Raw genomic sequence first — 16,359 nt, forward strand, 5'->3', positions numbered from 1 at the left:
TCATCCCCTACCTTGTTGACTAAAGCCTCTCAATGAGAGGCTTTTTTATGGCTGGCGATAAAGCTGCCAAGCATTATCATGCATAAGTTTGTGCTTTTGCGGCAACACCATATCGGCGTACCCCTGCCACACCTGATGGTAACTTTGCTGCATTAAACACAGGGGAAAGTTACTGGCGAGCATCACTCGCTCAGCGCCCAACGCGTTAATACAACACCTAATAACCTGCTGCTGCCACTGCACTGACTTATGCGGATACAACATTTCCCAGCCGCTGCATTTGATCAAGATGTTGTCACAGCTGCGCAATAGCGCTAGGTTGTCTTGCCATAATGACCACCCATCCACACTCACCAAGCCACAATGATTAATGACTATGTTGATAGTCGGCACAGCAATGGCCAACTCAATAAGACGTTTACACAATTGGCTATCAGCAAGTGTAAATTGCGCCTCAAAAATAAGCCCTTGCTCAGCTAACAGCGCGGCGTTGTCGATGCAATGGGGGTTAAGTAATCGCGCTCCATCTGCGCCTTCGGTGATATCACGAATACCACGCAATAGGGGGTGTTGTAACTTAGCTAATGCTTCAGCAAAATCAGCAGGGGCCAGGTCAATCGCGGCATGACTAATGGCGGCCCCAGTAAATTCCGTGGCAGCCAACCACTGTAGCTCTCGAGCGGGTTCAGCATTGTCAAAACCGGCTTCAATATGCACCGCGCCGCAGTGTTGCAACGGCTCCTTAAGGTGCAAATCCTGTTGCTTAAAATTGCGCGTAATAGCCTGTTTTTGCGGCCAAAATGGCGGTCCTTTGCGCCTTAACCAGTGATAATCACCCCGGCTAAGGTCAAACAAGTGCACATGAGGGTCAAACAGGCGTTGCGACATTTACTGGGCCGTGTAACCACCGTCGATCACCTGCAGTGATCCGGTGATAAACCCAGCTTCATCGCTGGCTAAAAATGCCACTAGGCTCGCCACTTCATGGGCTTGCCCGAGTCGCCCCAACGGCTGCATCGCTGACTCCTGCGCCACCACTTCTTCTTTGTTAGCGCCACTACGCTGGCAGTAGTTGTCGATGGCATTGTGGAACAATGGCGTTTCTATGGTACCTGGACACACCGCATTGGCCCGAATGCCAAACTCGGCGTAATCCAGTGCTGTGGTTTTCGCCATCGAAGCCAATGCAGATTTCGATAGGCTGTAGGCGAAGGAGTTGCGCTTACCCACCAGTGCTTGGTCAGAAGAAATATAAACAATCGCCCCTTTATTAGCGCTGCGCATACTGGGCAGCACGGCTTGGGTCGCCGCATAAGCACCTTTTATGTTGAGCGCGATAACCTCATCCAGCAGCGCTTCATCGGTCTGCTCTATGGTGGCGCTGCGATGAATTCCCGCATTGCATACCAACACATCAACCCCTTGCTCACGCTCGCATATCTCTGCAATGATCGCTTTTACACTAGGCACATCGCGCATATCACAATGGCGATACTCGCCTTGCTCCGACGTGACAATATCCAAGTTATAGACGCGATACCCTTGCGCTAATAACTTTTCGACAATGGCCAGACCAATTCCTTTACTACCACCGGTTACAATAGCGATTTCACTCATATTCATTTACGCCTTGATGTACTGTAATCCCCATACTAGCATCAGCGCCAAATAAAAATATAGGAATTGAGATTATGACCTTTCGTATTGATATGAAAGTACGCGATTACGAATGTGATATTCAAGGAATTGTTAACAACAGTGTTTATTTCAACTACTTAGAGCATGCTCGTCACGAGTTTTTACTCGCTCAAGGGGTTGATTTTGCTGCGCTTGCGAGAGATAAAATTAACTTGGTGGTGCTGCGCAGCGAGCTGGATTACAAAGCATCGCTTATGCCAGGGGATCATTTCTACGTTACCGTAGAGGTTGTGCGCGAAAGCCGCTTAAAATTTGCTTTTGTGCAAAATGTTTATCGCAGTGCTGACGACAAAGTCGCCCTACAAGCCAAAGTGATAGGGACGGCGGTGAATGCCAAAGGGCGCCCTTTTGTTGCCAAAGAACTGGAAACGCTAATCGCTTAAGGTGTGGTGCGCTTGAAGGTGAGCACATGCTCGCCGCTCAGCGTCATTTGACGCTCGCCAAGGCGCACAATCGGCGCTGACTTCAACGTCGCCAATAGTGCTTGCTCTGTGCCTGTCAGTGCGGTGTTACATTGTTTATAGGTCATTCCCAGATTAGTGACTTCTAAGCGTTGCTCGCGAATATTGCTGGCGGCAAAGAAGTCATTACAACCGGAAAAGCCATTTAGCTGCAAAGCATCAATAAAGCTGAGTGAGGCTTGATGATGGCGCACATCTTGACCATCAACCGACATAAGCTGCCAGTCATGGTACTTCGCTGCATCCGCTAGCTGCTCGTCAGTTGATGCACAACCGCTCAACGCTAAAACCATAGCCATCGCAAAGACTTGTTTTGCTCTCACCTATTACACCTTACGCTTATTCTTAGCCACGTCCGTAGTGGGTATTAACTATCGCGCTAATGCTAATGCAAAGCAACGTATAATGCACTGCTTTAACTAAAAGAAAGCGATATAAATCATAAGAGTTAACTTTCTTTTTACAGTCTTACACGCTTTGATATAAAGTTACTTACAGGCTAACACTAAGGCGAAACTCCATGATCATTAAACATTCTTTTCGAACGGCTTTATGTGCCGCTATCATAGCTACCTTAAGTGGCTGTGGGGGTGGCAGTGACGATACTACATCCCCAGGCCCTAGCCCCGATACAGGTTGGGTAGCCGGTGTTTTTGCTGACTCCGAACAATTCAAAGGCCAATGCGCTGCGCTAGACCAAAAGTACTGGCTGCGCTCATGGAGTAATGAAACTTACCTCTGGTACGATGAAATTGAAGACCGCGATCCCGCGTCCATCACCGATGTCATTGACTACTTCAATGTACTGAAAACGAATGACGTCACCGCGTCCGGTGCGCCCAAAGATAACTTTCACTTTAGCCTGCCCACCGATGAATGGGAGCAACAACAGCAAAGTGGCAGTGTGTTAGGCTATGGTTTTAACTTTCGCGTTGTCAAGGCGACTCCTCCGCGCGAGGTCGTGGTGACCTACAGCGAGCCGAATACTGATGCGAGCACCCAAGGCATTGAGCGAGGTTGGCAAATCGCCGCTGTAAATGGCGTGGATGTTGTCAATAGCGACAATGTCGACGCCATTAACGCCGCCTTATTCCCCACGCAAACAGGAGTTGAAACACAGTTTACCTTCACCCTGCGCGGCTCCAACCAGCAACAGCGTATTACCTTAGATTCGGCGCAATTCATCCAAGACCCAGTAATGAAGGTGGGCACACTCAGTACCGGGACTGGCAATGTTGGTTATATGCAGTTTAATGATCACAATGCACCTGCCGAGCGTCAGCTGGTTGATGCGGTTAATCAACTCGCCAGCGCCAATATTTCTGACTTGGTGGTTGATATGCGCTACAACGGTGGTGGCTTTCTCGCCATGGCGGCTCAACTTGGGTATATGATTGCAGGTAGCAATAACACCAATGGGGTGATATTCGAGCAAACTATTTTTAATGATAAAAACCCAGACACAAACCCGGTAACTGGCGATCCCTTAACCCCCTTTCCTTTTATTGACGAATACATTGGCTTCGATCCCGACTCCGGCATCAGTGCGGGCACAGCCTTGCCAAGTCTTAATTTGAACCGTGTATTTGTGCTCACCACCGGCATTACATGCTCCGCCAGCGAAGCGTTAATTAACGGCTTACGGGGTATCCCCGATAGCCGTAACTTTGAGGTGGTGCTCATTGGCGATGGCACCTGTGGCAAGCCTTATGGCTTTTACCCTACCGATAATTGCGACACCACCTTTTTCACCATTCAATTTACTGGCGTCAATGACAAAGGGTTTGGTGAATATGCCGATGGCTTTGCGCCGCAGAATATTACTAATACCGAGCGCGCGCCAGTGCTTGTGCAAGGCTGCGCTGTAGCCGATGACTTTAATCATTTACTCGGCGATCGTAATGAGGCCTTACTCAGTGCAGCTCTTGGCTACCGCGCGACCGGTAACTGCCCTGCAGCAAGTACTTTAGCTGGCTTAAAAGGTTATGCTGTTAGCAATGCTGCGGCTAATTCAGGAGCAGCTGCCATCGGCGACAACCGCACGCACAGCAAGTTGCAAAACAACCGGATAATGACGCCAGTGATAAAGGACTAACGGCTATGACTCTTAAAAAAATCACAACTCTGTTGGCGTCAATGCTGTTTATCACCAGTACCGGTTGCAATAGCACCAGCGACTCGCAGCTCAAGCAAACCCTACTGGTCAATGCCGCAGACGAGCAAGTCGCTGAGATTATCAGTCGCATCCTTGACGCTGATAAGGTGCGCCTCAGTGGCGGCGTGTTCACTCAGCAAAGCTCATTGGTACTAAGCCATCCCAATGTGGTCGATAGCCAAGGCAACCCTATCATGGGCAAACAAATCACCATGCCCGATCGCTTTATGCTTATGCGCGATGAAGACCAGTGTTATATCCATCACCTTAATAGCGACACCCTAGTCGCGGCGCCACAGCTGCAATGCCAGTAAAAACAAAAAAGGCCAGCGCATAGGCTGGCCTTTTTTGTATCCAGTGAAGCTACTTCACTTCAACTCTTGATGAGCGCATCACGACCTCATCATTAAGCTCAATGCCAATGCCTGGCGCTTCACTGACCTTAAACTTGCCATTCACTGGCTGCGGGTCTTGAATACACAGCTCGCGGTTCCACTTTTTAATGGCATAGGTGTGGTGCTCGTGAATTAAAAAGTTCGGAATCGCACTTTCTAGATGCAAGGACGCCGCCGTAGCCACTGGCCCGCCACACACATGCGCTTGAATACGCACATCGAAGATATCGGCATAGTCACAGACTTTTTTAGTCTCGGTAAAGCCTCCGCACAAACCAATATCCGGTTGCAGTACATCAATACTTTGATCTTCAAGATAAGGGCGTACACCCCAGCGGTTATATAAACGCTCACCACCGGCGATGGGCACGGCGACTTTGTCTGCCACCTTTGCATGCAAAGAGTGGTTTAGGTAATTCACCGGCTCTTCGTAGTACATACAATCGAATTCTTCAGCGATTTCACCAATCTGAATTGCCGATGTTGCTCCGGGCAGGCTATGACATTCAAAAATAATATCCACCTCGTCCCCCACCGCTTCACGAATGGCTTGCATCCGCGCGCGGTACAGTTTCATCTCGCCACGGTCGATGATCTTAGTGCGATCGTAGTAAGTGTTCCCTTGTTTATCGTATTGAATTGGGTCCACTTTCACAGCATCGTAGCCTTGTGCCACCGCCTTAAGTGCGGCTTCAGCATACTCTTGCGGCTGCACTAAGGCCTTAAATTCGCTGTCCCAGTCAAACTGTAACTGCGACGCATAAGTACGCAGTTCATCATTCACCTTGCCGCCCAATAATTGGTATACAGGTAAGCCCAAAGTTTTACCCTTGATATCCCAAAGCGCGGTATCTATCGCACTCATGGCGGCGTAGACCACCGGCCCACCACCGAGCCCCCAAAAACTCTCACGCAGCATCCGCGACCATAACAGTTCCGTTTGGAATGGGTCATGACCGATTAAAAATGCATCCGCCATTTCTTTAATCATCGCTGCTGCAGCGCTGTGCCCCAAGTCATAAGCCAAGCCTGCTTCACCTACACCACTGATCCCCTCATCGGTGTGAATACGCACAAATACGGGTGTCCAAGCTGGGCGCTCTGGGCAGTGAATATCAAATATTTCTACACGATTTACTTTCATGGCTTATCCTTGTTATTCAGCAAAGCTAGGGTCAAGACGATATGCTTTACGAAGCATAGCTGGCCACGCTTTTTGCCCGCCGGTGCTGCCGCTGTGGACCACATTCGCTTGATTATAAATATTATCGATAATAGCCTGAGGCACAGGCGTAGGTGGCTGATTCATACTTTGCATGGCTACTTGAATTTCACACGCCCGCTGCAAGTCATAGAAACGCATAAAGGCATCGCCCACCGTTGGCCCGACGGTTAACCCGCCATGATTCACTAACAACATATGGTTAGTAGTGCCTAAGTCTTGTTGTAAGCGCTGCTTTTCCTCGTCATTCACTGCCAACCCCTCGTATTCGTGGTACGACAATGATGGCAATGAGAACATAGAGTGCTGGCTGTAAGGCTGCAGGCCACCCTTAACACTGGCTACAGCGATGGTTTCTTTGGTATGCAAGTGGATTACACAGTGGGCATCATCGCGCACTTCGTGAATGGCGCTATGAATAGTAAAGCCCGCTGGGTTTATTTGATGGGGCGTGTCGTCAAGAATATCGCCTTGCAGATTCACCTTCACTAAATTAGAGGCAGTCACCTCATCGAAGCTCAAGCCAAATGCATTCACCAAGTACTCATCAGTGCCGGGAATACGCGCCGACATATGGGTGTAAATTAAATCGCCCCAACGCATATGCTCAACCAAGCGATAACACGCCGCCAAATCAACGCGTAAACGCCACTCCTGCTCACTGACCTTATCGCGTACGCTTAACGGGGGTAATGTCGGGATCACACTCATGAGTTACTCCACTTAAAATAGATGTATAGAAGTCTAAACACTTCTAGGGTGTCATTCAATAAAAAAAGCCACCGCAGGCAAACCTACGATGGCTTTTTTAAAATAATGACCTTATTTTACGTTGGCAAGGTATTCGGCAATGGCTTCAAACTCCGCATCACCGATGTTCATTACCATGGCTTTCATCGCCGCCGACATGCCATTGTTGCGCTTGCCAGACTTAATATCTTTCATTTGCGCTACCATATACTCTTTGTTTTGCCCTGCTAGCTTAGGATACAAAGGCATGATCGGTGCTTTACCATCGGCGCCGTGGCAAGTGTGGCAGTTTTTCTCGGTGTAGAGCGCTTTGCCATCGGCAGCATGAACATTCATAGTTAATGCCGATAATGCTAAGGCACCAGTTCCCACAAGGACTTTTGTTAGTTTTTTCATAGTAGTTACTCTTATGTTGACGGTAGATAAAATGTTAACAATGAGTGTAGACCCATGTTCTTAAACCTAGCAACTAAGAATTAACCTACACTGAGTGCCACCGACTACTGTACTCGTGCCGTCGCCTTTGACTACCAGATTAGATCATCAGGTACTTCGTAGTCTGCGTACGGATCGTCCTCGTCTTTTTGGTCGTCCTCATTTTCCACATGGAAAACAATATATTTTTCATCGACCTCGGCTATTTTACGGGCTGGCTCATCTTGCAGCACATAAAACTGGCCTTCTAATACGCAAATGGCTAAGCGCCCTTTTGCCAGCGCCTGCTGGGTTTGTGCATTAACATCGATTTCTTTAATTTTATTGTCGTAGGTGAAGTTGAAAGTAAGCTCACCGCGAATCTCATCTTGATTGTGATGTTCAAGAATTTGTTTTACCCGTGCAACCTGCTCTCGCTCTTTAAGCTCCTGTTTACGCTGCTCATTTAGCTGATTAGCTTTTTCTTGCTGCGCTTGTTTGGTTTGCTCAATGTGCTTTTGCAAATCACTTTGGTCGCTAGTGGCGCCTTTTTTCTTCTTTTTCTTTTGTGCTTTACGCTTTTCCGACTTGGCCAGTTTAGCTTTGTGCTCGTTGGTTAGCCCGGCTTTAAGAAGCTGATCTTGTAATGACCCCATAACTATCACTTGTAAAATACGAACTGAATAAGGTTATTTTACTCATCATTTTCGGAAATGACAGTAACAGAAGTGATTGCGAGAAACTTTGACTAAGCGCAAGCCAAGGTTTGCCCCTGAACTTATGATACACTGACGCTGCAGCTACTCATTTTATGTACTTGGGTTTATGTCTTATTGGTTGTTACTGACCTGCTCGGTCTTTACTTTTTTTATTCTTTACGCCGTACAACCCCTTTTGGCGCTGTTCGCACAGCATTATCAAGTATCCCCGGCCACTGCTGGCTCGCTCATGACCTTGACCATGGCCCCTTTGGCCATTGCTCCTTTACTTTATGGGGTCATTCTCAACCGCCGCAACTTATACCGGGTGCTCCAAGTAGTGATGGTCACGCTCGCCTTAACCAACGCCTTGGTACCACTCACCGAGCAATTTTGGCAGTTGCAAGCGCTGCGATTAATTCAAGGTTTGGCACTGCCCGCCGCACTCACCGCGATGACGGCCAGTATCGCGATACGCTACCAAGGCGCTGAAGTGAGCAAAAAAATGAGTGGTTATATTGGCAGTACCATTGCTGGTGGCTTTTTAGGTCGCGCCTTAGCAGCTGGATTCGCTGAGTATCTCAGCTGGCAAAGCTTTTTTTGGCTTAATTCACTGTTATTGTTGGCACTCGCTGCATGCATTCGCGCCCATCGGGCGCCCATACGCCAAGCCCATACACCACTGCGGGGTAACCTTAGCGCACTGTTAAATACGCGCATACTTACGCTTTACGCCAGTGTTTTTTGTATGTTTTTCTGTTTTGCAGCGCTGTTGAATTATTTGCCCTTTATTTTGCGCAGTACCTACGCCATGACCAATACCAAAAATATTGGTTTAGTTTATAGCGGTTACCTATTAGGAGCGTTAACGACCTTTGTTACTCCCTATTTGCAAAAACGCTGTGCGAATATTTTCAGTTTATTGGCCACGGTATTTTTAGGCTACAGCGCCACCATTGCGCTGATGTTTTGGCATAGTTTGCCGGTTTTCCTCGTTGCCTTTACCTGTTTTTGTGCATCGATGTTTATTATTCATGCCACCGCTGCTCCGCTAGTAAACCGCCTCAGCAGCGCCAGCGCCAGCCTCACCAATGGAGTGTATGTGTCTTTTTACTACAGCGGCGGCGCACTGGGCTCGTTTGTTCCAGGGTTGTTGTATCAAGCCTATGGCGAGCGTGCTTTTTTAGGGTGTTTACTGCTTGTGTGTCTATGTGGCTACTTACTCATCGCCGTGCCACAACGTTTGGGGACCGACAAAACCTGCACTTGATGCTGCCAATGCCTGAACAGACGCAGTAAGTCCTGCTTGGCCACCAGCCAAGTATAACGATTGTCAAAAGGATGGCAGTGATAAAGCGTACCAGGTGGAGTGTTCTGCCAAATGGCCTCATCTAGCCATAATTCGACCTGATTTTCAGGGTCATTCATCAATGCCAACATTGATACACACCCGGGGTGTACGCCTAAATAACGCTGTAACCGTTCATTCGATGCAAAGCCAAGACGCGATACTTGCTGCGCTTTAGAAAGCGCTTTGAGATCCACCTGCGCGTCATGGGCGGTGATCAGTAAAAAATGCCGGCGGCCATAGTTGTCTCGTAAAAATAGATTTTTTAGCCTCACTCCGGGGCGCTCTAGGGCAATGTTGTCGGCCGCTTGTGCCGTGGCTAAGGGCGGGTGAGAGAGCTTCTCACAAGTGATATCCAAAGCCGTAAAAAGCGTCTCCAGCGCTGCGATAGCACGACTCATTACAGGCACTCACCACGCAACTGCACACTTAAATCGCGCCATAGCACTTGTGTTATTTCATAGTCACCGGGGCAATACTGGCGCTCATCGAGCTCTTTTTTTAGGGCTGCGGCACCTTGATCTTCAAGTTGCAGTTTCAGTACCCGCGATTCTTCGAAGTACTCCTTTTCAGCATAACGTTCAAACTCACGGCGAGTGATGGGTTCATCCGGGTCGAGCATTTCTCTGCGGCTGGCTTTGACGGTAATAACATAGGCGAATATTTTCTGCCCTTGCTCTGTGGTTTTGCCGTAAAACTGCTGTGACTGCACCTCATATTCGGGTTCATCATAAGATGATGAGCAGGCCGTTAAAGCGCAATAAAACAAGGCCACCGTGATTAATTTATACATGATAAAGACATTCTTATTATTAACTTTCCATACTGTATCAAAGCCCCCGCGCTTTGGGGAGCGTATTGTCACGAAGCGACAGCCCGCACCTTAGTGCGTGCATCAGATAAAGATAATGTTTAGGTTTGCGTGATTTTTTTTGATGCGGTACTTGACCTTGAAAGTAAAATTAATAAAATACCAAACGTCTTAACGGACAAGCCACTTTTTAGTGGGGCTATAGCTCAGCTGGGAGAGCGCCTGCCTTGCACGCAGGAGGTCAGCAGTTCGATCCTGCTTAGCTCCACCATTTCCTTCTTGTTTTATTACTTTCTTAGTCTGGCATCCAAGCCCATCCCCCGGCTCGGTATCCTTACCTCGCGTTCAAAACTAAAAAAGCAGTGCTTTTTTTCGAGCGTTTTTCACCCTGCCTAGCTCCACCATTTCCTTCTTGTTTTATTACTTTCTTAGTCTGGCATCCAAACCCATCCCCCGGCTCGGTATCCTTACCTCACGTTCAAAACTAAAAAAGCAGTGCTTTTTTCGAGCGTTTTTCACCCTGCTTAGCTCCACCATTTCCTTTCTTTTTTATTATTTTTATAGTCTGGCATCCAAGCCCATCCCCCGGCTCGGTATCCCTACCTCGCGTTCAAAACTAAAAAAGCAGTGCTTTTTTGGAGCGTTTCTCACCCTGCTTAGCTCCACCATTTCCTTTCTTTTTATTACTTTATATAGTCTGGCATCCAAGCCCACTGGCCAGACAGCCGTAAGTGTTATTATTTACAACCATCCTTTTTGTCTGGCGATACGCGCTGCATCACTGCGATTGGAGGCATTTAACTTACTAATCGCTTCACTGAGATAATTGCGTACCGTGCCTTCGCTTAAATAGAGCTGCGCGGCGATATCACTGGTTTTTAGCCCTTCTTCGGTGAGCTTAAGTGCGGCACTCTCTTTACGACTTAGGGGGTTATTATCCTCCAGCGCTAACAATGCCAACTCTGGGTCGATAACTTTTTGCCCTTGATGGACTTTCTTTAATGCATCAATTAGATAATCACTGGACGCTTCTTTGAGAATAAATCCGCGTACACCCGCATCCAATGCGCGGCGAATATAACCAGATTTAGAAAATGTTGTCATAATCACGATTTGGATACCTTCATGGGTGACTTGCTCAGCCAGCTCCAAGCCACTCATATTGGGCATTTCGATATCGCTGAGTAGTAAATCAGCCCGTACTTCAGTCAATAATGTGAGCGCTGATTGGCCATCACTGGCTTCACCAACCACTTCAATAAAAGGGTCTAAATTTAGTAAAGCAACAATGGCATTACGCACTAGCGCCTGATCTTCTATAACAACAACGCGTATCATCGCCGCCCCCTTATTTTAAAAATGTGCATGTTAAACGCACGCCTTGCTCAGTGTTGATATCGAGCTCACCACCTAACTGCTCACAGCGTGTTTGAATGCCCTTAAGTCCATTGCCAAAAGAGACGTTCGTTTCTTTGCCATTATCGAACATACTCGCTTGCCAATAGCTATCAGTCTCTTTGAACTCAACCCCAAAGTGAGTCGCCTTGCTATGGCGTATAACATTGGTTGCCGCTTCTTTGCAGATAAAGCACAGTGCACTCTCAATCGTGCTCGGCAAACGTGGCACCGGTCCAACATGGCATTGAATGTTCTGGCTTTGCAAATTTTTAGTAATGGTCTCTAACACTCCACCTAGGCCCATTTGCTTCATCCCCGCCACCGCCTGGCGCACTTCGCTGAGTAAGTCCCGAGCCAACTGACTTACCTCGTTTATCTCGACGCGGGCTCGCTCACTTTCTTTGGCATCAAGCATTTTTTGCGCGAGCTCTGATTTTAAGGCAATACTTGATAGCGAATGCCCTAGTAAGTCATGGAGATCGCGAGCGATGCGCTCACGCTCAGCCACCGCGCCAATATGCTCAATTTGTTGCTCGCTACGTGCTTTAGCTCGTGCATGCTGACGCTCTCGGCGCTCAAAGACACCAAAAAAGAAAATACCAATACTAACTACCACCGCCGGAAGCAAGTAATAACCGAGCTGCACCGGGGCAAAGACCACGCCACTTAGGGTCGCGCCCAGTAAAATAATCACTAACGCAGCTTTCCCTTGCCAACCAATAAAGTGAAAACCACATAAAAACGCGATAAAACCAAATAATGCCTGGCTTCCAGGGGTGATAGCCGTTGCTGCAATACACAGCACCAGCATAGCAATCACACAGGCAACCAGCTTGCTCCCTTTAACCCGAAGAGCGAAGCCATATAGCCCGACAAAAACAATGTAAGCGACGATGGCTAACGCGACCTGTGCCGACGAAAAATAATCGCTCGCCATGATCAAAGGTAAAAAGTAAAAACTTGAGAAAATCAGTGGCATCCAGTTCCAAAAAGGCTTCTGGTTTTGTGCGATAGTGTAGGAGTAAAGCATATAGTGGTTTTCCTGTGGCCTTTAACTCATAGTGCGACCATGACGCTGTATGAGCTAGTAAATAACAAGCGGCGGTGGTTATCAATACCACCGCGCTGATGGGCTTGTGCTTATAATTTACTGATTTTTAGCGATGAGCATTTTCGCCCAGCCATAATCAGGGTTCACTTGCAGCGCCTGCTGCCAGTCGGCTAAGGCTTGCTCGCCATGGCCAAGCTCCTTTTGTGTTAGTCCGCGCCATGTGTAGGTCTCTGCCTCTCCCCACCCATAGCGAGTGTCCTGTTGCTGAGAAAACAATAACACTGCTTTATTAAAGTCACGCAACGCCTGTTGTTTTGAACCGCCAAACATGGACGGGGTGTTATAAGCACTAACGCCTTTTATAAGGTGTACACGCGGGCTATTAGGTGCAAGACGCTCTGCTTGGGACAATAACTTACCTGCTTTAGGCCCGTAGTACGCCCCTTTGAGAGGGTTAAAGGTAATTTTGAAGCCATACACTTGGGCCAGCAAAGCTTTGGCTTCGCCTAATTCGGTATCTGACAAAGGCTTAGCTAAAAGTTGTTCTAAGCTCTGCTGCGCCATCTCCAGGCTTTGCTGCGCTGCCTGCTGTTGCGCTTGCAAGTACTGACTCATACTCAAGCGGTAATAGGCCAAGCCTTGCTCGTAACCCTGAGCTGATTGACTATGTAAGCGTAGCTCTTGTATATCTAGAGTGGCTGCTGCTTGCTCAATGTGTTGCACATCGGTTGAGCTGGCAAAGGTCGAGGTGGTCACGGCGCTGGTAAGTGCCAAAGCGATAATGGTTATTTTCATGATGTCTCTCCTGTTGTTTGGACATCTTTATCATTGCTGATTTACCATCCGCTGCGCAGTCACCTTTGTCACCAATAGCAGATGACATTTGTCAGCACCTGCTTTGTGATATAGCTCATGGTATGCTGGCAAGAAAACAGCCTTTGACGCGCCATGAGCTCTCACAAACAAAGCTTATTCTTTTTGCATACAGCGGTTCTACTGTTTGGTGGCACCGCCTTATTCGCCAAGTTAATTCACCTGCCAGCGTTAGATATCACCGTATATCGCACCGCAATCGCCGCCTTTGCCTTAGTTATCATGCTCGGTGCAATGCGCCAGCCCGTCGCCCTAAGAAGCAGCAAAGACTACCTTATAGCACTGGCACTCGGTGCCATCGTTGGCGTGCACTGGGTAACCTATTTTGCTGGAATGCAGCTTGCCGGGATCACCATCGGCATTATCGCGTTTTTTAGTTATCCGATTCTAACCGTTATGATTGAACCGCTTTTTCATCGCGCTTTGCCCAAGCTTAAGGATATGATCAGTGCCATTGCCGTCAGTGTCGGAATTTACTTACTCATACCAGAAGCAACACTGGGAAATGATGTCACTTTGGGCATAGCGACCGGGGTGTTTTCTGCATTATGCTTTGCCCTTCGTAATATTTTGCAGCGCCAGTACTTCAACCACTATGGCGGCCCGCAAACCATGTTTTATCAAACATTGGTCGCCAGTCTAATGCTGTGTGCCTTTGTTGAGCTTCCCCCCATGGCCGTTACGCAGCGTGATATTGCTCTGCTGTTCTTGGTCGCCATAGTATTTACAGCCACTCCCCATGCATTGTTTGCCGCCTCGTTGCGCCAACTCAGTGCAACAACGGCTGGACTCATCTCTTGCTTACAACCTCTCTATGCCACCATTTTGGCCTTTATTTTATTGCAAGAGCGCCCAGACATCGCCACGCTGATAGGCGGTATGCTGGTTGTCAGTGCTGCATTTTTTGAGACTTGGTCAGTATCTCGACAATCGCGATAAATGCCCTTGATAAATTGGTTGCCATCAACAAAGATAGCAATGACCCTGCTAGACGGACTGATAAGAAATGAAAGTATTTGCTCATCGCGGTGCCAGCGGTAACTACCCGGAAAATACGCAAATCGCCATAGAAAGTGCCCTTTCTGTGGGCGTCGATGGTATAGAAGTCGACCTACAAAGCTGCCTTGATGACTATGTTATCATTCATGATACCTGGCTTGATAGAACCACCTCAGGTCAAGGTAAGGTCAATAAAACCCCTTTAGCAGAAATTCAACGTTATGATGCCGGCCAAGGACAGCGCGTGCCGGGGCTGCAAGACATGATCGACTGGATAGGGAATAAGACCCTACTGAACCTAGAACTTAAACACACATTCTCACTCGATAAGCTCGTTGCTACCCTTGAGCACAATGTACAACAGGGTTTATTACAGCGAGAGCAGCTTATTGTCTCTTCTTTTGATCACCATCAACTCGTATGGTTGAAGCAACATCTACCTTGGGTGAAAATTGGGGCGCTGACTTCCTCTATCCCGCTCAACTATGCTGAGTTTGCTCAACGCTTGCATGCGTATAGCTTGCACTTAGACAAAAACTTCGTAAACCACGAGTTTGTCGCCGATGCGAAACAGCGCGGGCTCGAGGTCTATGCTTATACTGTAGATAAGAAAGAAGATATTCTTGATATGCGAGCACTGGGAGTTGATGGCATTTTCACCAATTACCCATGCAATACTAAGATGATTTTAGCGAATGATGCCTAGCTAGGCGCTTACTTCATCGCTAAACACTTGAAAATCTTTTGCTTTATACAATACTGAGCATGTATACATTGACGTCTACTCAGGCAAACGGAGCCCTCATCAATGAGTTGGTTTATGCGCATGTACAATTATATTGAAGAAACATTTTTTTATACGCTAACTCGTAAGATTGTTGGCAACCTTAGCTTTTTGTTTGCTTTACAGTTACTTACTTTAGTTTGGCTGTACCGCGAACTGAGCGCTCAAGAACAAGGTTTGGCGCTGTTTGCGGTGATCTCGCTATTAGTCGTCGGTGGTTTTATTTTTACGGTGTTCTATATGCGCCATTTAATCGTGCGCCCTGTGCAAGCGATGCGCGATACGTTAGAGCAAATCAATCAACAGGATGCCAACTTAAATGCGCGATTACCCCAATTCACGTATGATGAATTTCGTGACTTATCAGAGCAATATAATAAGTTCGTACACCATCTAAGCGCCCTTTTAAATACCACCTATGAAGGTGCAGCCCAAGCTGCTGATAGCAATCAGCAGGTCAATTTATCCATGCAAAACACAGCTGAATTGGGAGCTCGACAATTACAATTTAGTAGTGAGATTGCAGCGAGCACCACGCAAGTCACGCATAGCCTAGAGCAAATCGTCGCCAATACGGATGCAGTGTTCAGCGACAACAGTGAGAACCTCACCTTTGTACGCACTTCATCTGAAGAGCTTAGCCAATTAGTATCGCAAATTCATAAGATCACGCAGCTATTAGGGCGATTTGCCGACACCGTTGCAGGCTTGAAAGAAAACTCAGAGAACATTCGCAGTATTTTGCAAATGGTCGAAGGGTTTGCCGATCAAACTAACCTGCTCGCCCTTAATGCAGCCATTGAAGCTGCTCGCGCCGGTGAAGCAGGCAGAGGCTTTGCTGTCGTTGCTGATGAGGTACGCTCACTGTCACTTAAAGTCAGTGATGCGACCCAGCAAATTAGCGACTTTATTAATAAAATGGGCACTCTGGTAAGCGATACTAACCAAGAGTCAGAGCAACTTATTGAGCACTCTTCAAGCGCTGAACAAGCAATCGGTAACACGGCTTCAGGCTTTAGTGAACTAGTGCAAGACTTTGAGAAAAACCAACAACAATTGCAGGATATTGTTGCAGCAGTGCATGAACTGGAGCAAACCCAGGCCAATACTCAGCAATCGGTGGAGCAAATTAAAACCTTAGGTGAAGACGCAAAAGCGCAAATAGACCAAGCCGCAGAGCAATGCGCACGCTCAGAGCACCTAACTCGCACCACTCAAAGCGAGCTAGAGCGCTTCGTAAAATAACCTTCAAAGCACAAAAAAGCCCAGCACTAAGCTGGGCTTTTTAAATCTTAGTCGTGA

At 47.7% G+C, this 16,359-nt stretch carries 19 protein-coding genes and 1 tRNA gene; 8 read left to right on the top strand and 12 right to left on the bottom strand.

The genetic code is table 11. The features are described 5' to 3' along the window. Positions 1–45: 45 nt before the first annotated feature. Both W04_RS05160 and W04_RS05165 read right to left on the bottom strand, forming a co-directional pair. Entirely contained in the window at positions 46–888 is an 843-nt protein-coding gene (locus tag W04_RS05160; protein ID WP_053910062.1) for an amidohydrolase, read from the bottom strand. Continuing rightward, complete coding sequence (locus W04_RS05165) at positions 889–1,617, bottom strand: SDR family NAD(P)-dependent oxidoreductase (RefSeq protein WP_045980555.1); 729 nt, start codon at positions 1,615–1,617, stop codon at positions 889–891. It abuts the gene before it with no gap. A gap of 74 nt (positions 1,618–1,691) precedes the next feature. On the opposite strand from W04_RS05165, the gene W04_RS05170 reads away from it, so the two are divergent. Further along, the gene (locus tag W04_RS05170; RefSeq protein WP_022945901.1) at positions 1,692–2,081 is read left to right on the top strand and encodes a thioesterase family protein; all 390 of its coding nucleotides are present in this window, start codon (positions 1,692–1,694) and stop codon (positions 2,079–2,081) included. On the opposite strand, the gene W04_RS05175 is transcribed toward W04_RS05170, so the two are convergent. Beyond that, positions 2,078–2,482 (bottom strand): META domain-containing protein, encoded by a 405-nt coding sequence (locus W04_RS05175; protein WP_053910063.1) that lies wholly within the window; start codon positions 2,480–2,482, stop codon positions 2,078–2,080. The two genes, W04_RS05170 and W04_RS05175, sit on opposite strands and share 4 nt — an antisense overlap. 197 nt (positions 2,483–2,679) lie before the next feature. Between W04_RS05175 and W04_RS05180 the strand changes: the two genes are divergently transcribed. After that, on the top strand, positions 2,680–4,254 hold the full coding sequence (locus W04_RS05180) for a S41 family peptidase (RefSeq protein ID WP_053910064.1): 1,575 nt from the start codon (positions 2,680–2,682) through the stop codon (positions 4,252–4,254). Positions 4,255–4,259: 5 nt separating this feature from the next. Further along, complete coding sequence (locus W04_RS05185) at positions 4,260–4,628, top strand: hypothetical protein (RefSeq protein ID WP_045980552.1); 369 nt, start codon at positions 4,260–4,262, stop codon at positions 4,626–4,628. 49 nt (positions 4,629–4,677) lie between these two features. On the opposite strand, the gene W04_RS05190 is transcribed toward W04_RS05185, so the two are convergent. The 4 genes from W04_RS05190 to W04_RS05205 all read right to left on the bottom strand — a co-directional run bounded on the left by W04_RS05190 (position 4,678) and on the right by W04_RS05205 (position 7,751). After that, positions 4,678–5,853 (bottom strand): mandelate racemase/muconate lactonizing enzyme family protein, encoded by a 1,176-nt coding sequence (locus W04_RS05190; RefSeq protein WP_053910065.1) that lies wholly within the window; start codon positions 5,851–5,853, stop codon positions 4,678–4,680. Between the two features lie 12 nt (positions 5,854–5,865). Beyond that, positions 5,866–6,633, bottom strand: coding sequence for a class II aldolase/adducin family protein (locus W04_RS05195; RefSeq protein ID WP_157576308.1), 768 nt, complete (start codon positions 6,631–6,633; stop codon positions 5,866–5,868). A 120-nt stretch (positions 6,634–6,753) separates the two neighbouring features. Further along, complete coding sequence (locus W04_RS05200; RefSeq protein WP_373432698.1) at positions 6,754–7,017, bottom strand: cytochrome c; 264 nt, start codon at positions 7,015–7,017, stop codon at positions 6,754–6,756. Positions 7,018–7,208: 191 nt separating this feature from the next. Continuing rightward, positions 7,209–7,751, bottom strand: a complete 543-nt coding sequence (locus W04_RS05205) for a DUF2058 domain-containing protein (RefSeq protein ID WP_045980549.1) — start codon at positions 7,749–7,751, stop codon at positions 7,209–7,211. A gap of 169 nt (positions 7,752–7,920) precedes the next feature. Here W04_RS05205 and W04_RS05210 point away from each other — a divergent pair, with 169 nt between their 5' ends. Beyond that, positions 7,921–9,063 (top strand): MFS transporter, encoded by a 1,143-nt coding sequence (locus W04_RS05210; protein WP_053910068.1) that lies wholly within the window; start codon positions 7,921–7,923, stop codon positions 9,061–9,063. On the opposite strand, the gene W04_RS05215 is transcribed toward W04_RS05210, so the two are convergent. Both W04_RS05215 and W04_RS05220 read right to left on the bottom strand, forming a co-directional pair. Beyond that, positions 9,009–9,542, bottom strand: a complete 534-nt coding sequence (locus W04_RS05215) for a prolyl-tRNA synthetase associated domain-containing protein (RefSeq protein WP_053910069.1) — start codon at positions 9,540–9,542, stop codon at positions 9,009–9,011. The two genes, W04_RS05210 and W04_RS05215, sit on opposite strands and share 55 nt — an antisense overlap. Then, positions 9,542–9,934, bottom strand: coding sequence for a hypothetical protein (locus W04_RS05220; protein ID WP_053910070.1), 393 nt, complete (start codon positions 9,932–9,934; stop codon positions 9,542–9,544). Before W04_RS05220 ends, W04_RS05215 begins: the two co-directional genes overlap by 1 nt. A gap of 213 nt (positions 9,935–10,147) precedes the next feature. Between W04_RS05220 and W04_RS05225 the strand changes: the two genes are divergently transcribed. Next, positions 10,148–10,223: transfer RNA gene (locus W04_RS05225), tRNA-Ala, on the top strand. Positions 10,224–10,693: 470 nt separating this feature from the next. On the opposite strand, the gene W04_RS05230 is transcribed toward W04_RS05225, so the two are convergent. The 3 genes from W04_RS05230 to W04_RS05240 all read right to left on the bottom strand — a co-directional run bounded on the left by W04_RS05230 (position 10,694) and on the right by W04_RS05240 (position 13,196). Next, positions 10,694–11,290: a DNA-binding response regulator gene (locus W04_RS05230; protein ID WP_022946046.1), complete on the bottom strand. Its 597-nt coding sequence runs from the start codon at positions 11,288–11,290 to the stop codon at positions 10,694–10,696. A 10-nt stretch (positions 11,291–11,300) separates the two neighbouring features. Beyond that, on the bottom strand, positions 11,301–12,380 hold the full coding sequence (locus W04_RS05235; RefSeq protein WP_053910071.1) for a sensor histidine kinase: 1,080 nt from the start codon (positions 12,378–12,380) through the stop codon (positions 11,301–11,303). 117 nt (positions 12,381–12,497) lie between these two features. Beyond that, positions 12,498–13,196, bottom strand: a complete 699-nt coding sequence (locus W04_RS05240) for a tetratricopeptide repeat protein (RefSeq protein WP_053910072.1) — start codon at positions 13,194–13,196, stop codon at positions 12,498–12,500. Positions 13,197–13,349: 153 nt separating this feature from the next. Between W04_RS05240 and W04_RS05245 the strand changes: the two genes are divergently transcribed. From W04_RS05245 to W04_RS05255, 3 genes are all read left to right on the top strand, one after another. Beyond that, positions 13,350–14,213 carry a DMT family transporter gene (locus W04_RS05245; RefSeq protein WP_053910073.1) on the top strand — a complete coding sequence of 288 codons (864 nt, stop codon included), beginning with the start codon at positions 13,350–13,352 and terminating at the stop codon, positions 14,211–14,213. 67 nt (positions 14,214–14,280) lie between these two features. Next, the gene (locus tag W04_RS05250) at positions 14,281–14,979 is read left to right on the top strand and encodes a glycerophosphodiester phosphodiesterase family protein (protein WP_022946042.1); all 699 of its coding nucleotides are present in this window, start codon (positions 14,281–14,283) and stop codon (positions 14,977–14,979) included. Positions 14,980–15,081: 102 nt separating this feature from the next. Further along, positions 15,082–16,302 (top strand): methyl-accepting chemotaxis protein, encoded by a 1,221-nt coding sequence (locus tag W04_RS05255; RefSeq protein ID WP_022946041.1) that lies wholly within the window; start codon positions 15,082–15,084, stop codon positions 16,300–16,302. Positions 16,303–16,359 lie beyond the last annotated feature (57 nt).

It is taken from the genome of Pseudoalteromonas sp. SW0106-04, assembly GCF_001293805.1.
GTDB classification, from domain to species: Bacteria; Pseudomonadota; Gammaproteobacteria; order Enterobacterales; family Alteromonadaceae; genus Pseudoalteromonas; species Pseudoalteromonas ruthenica.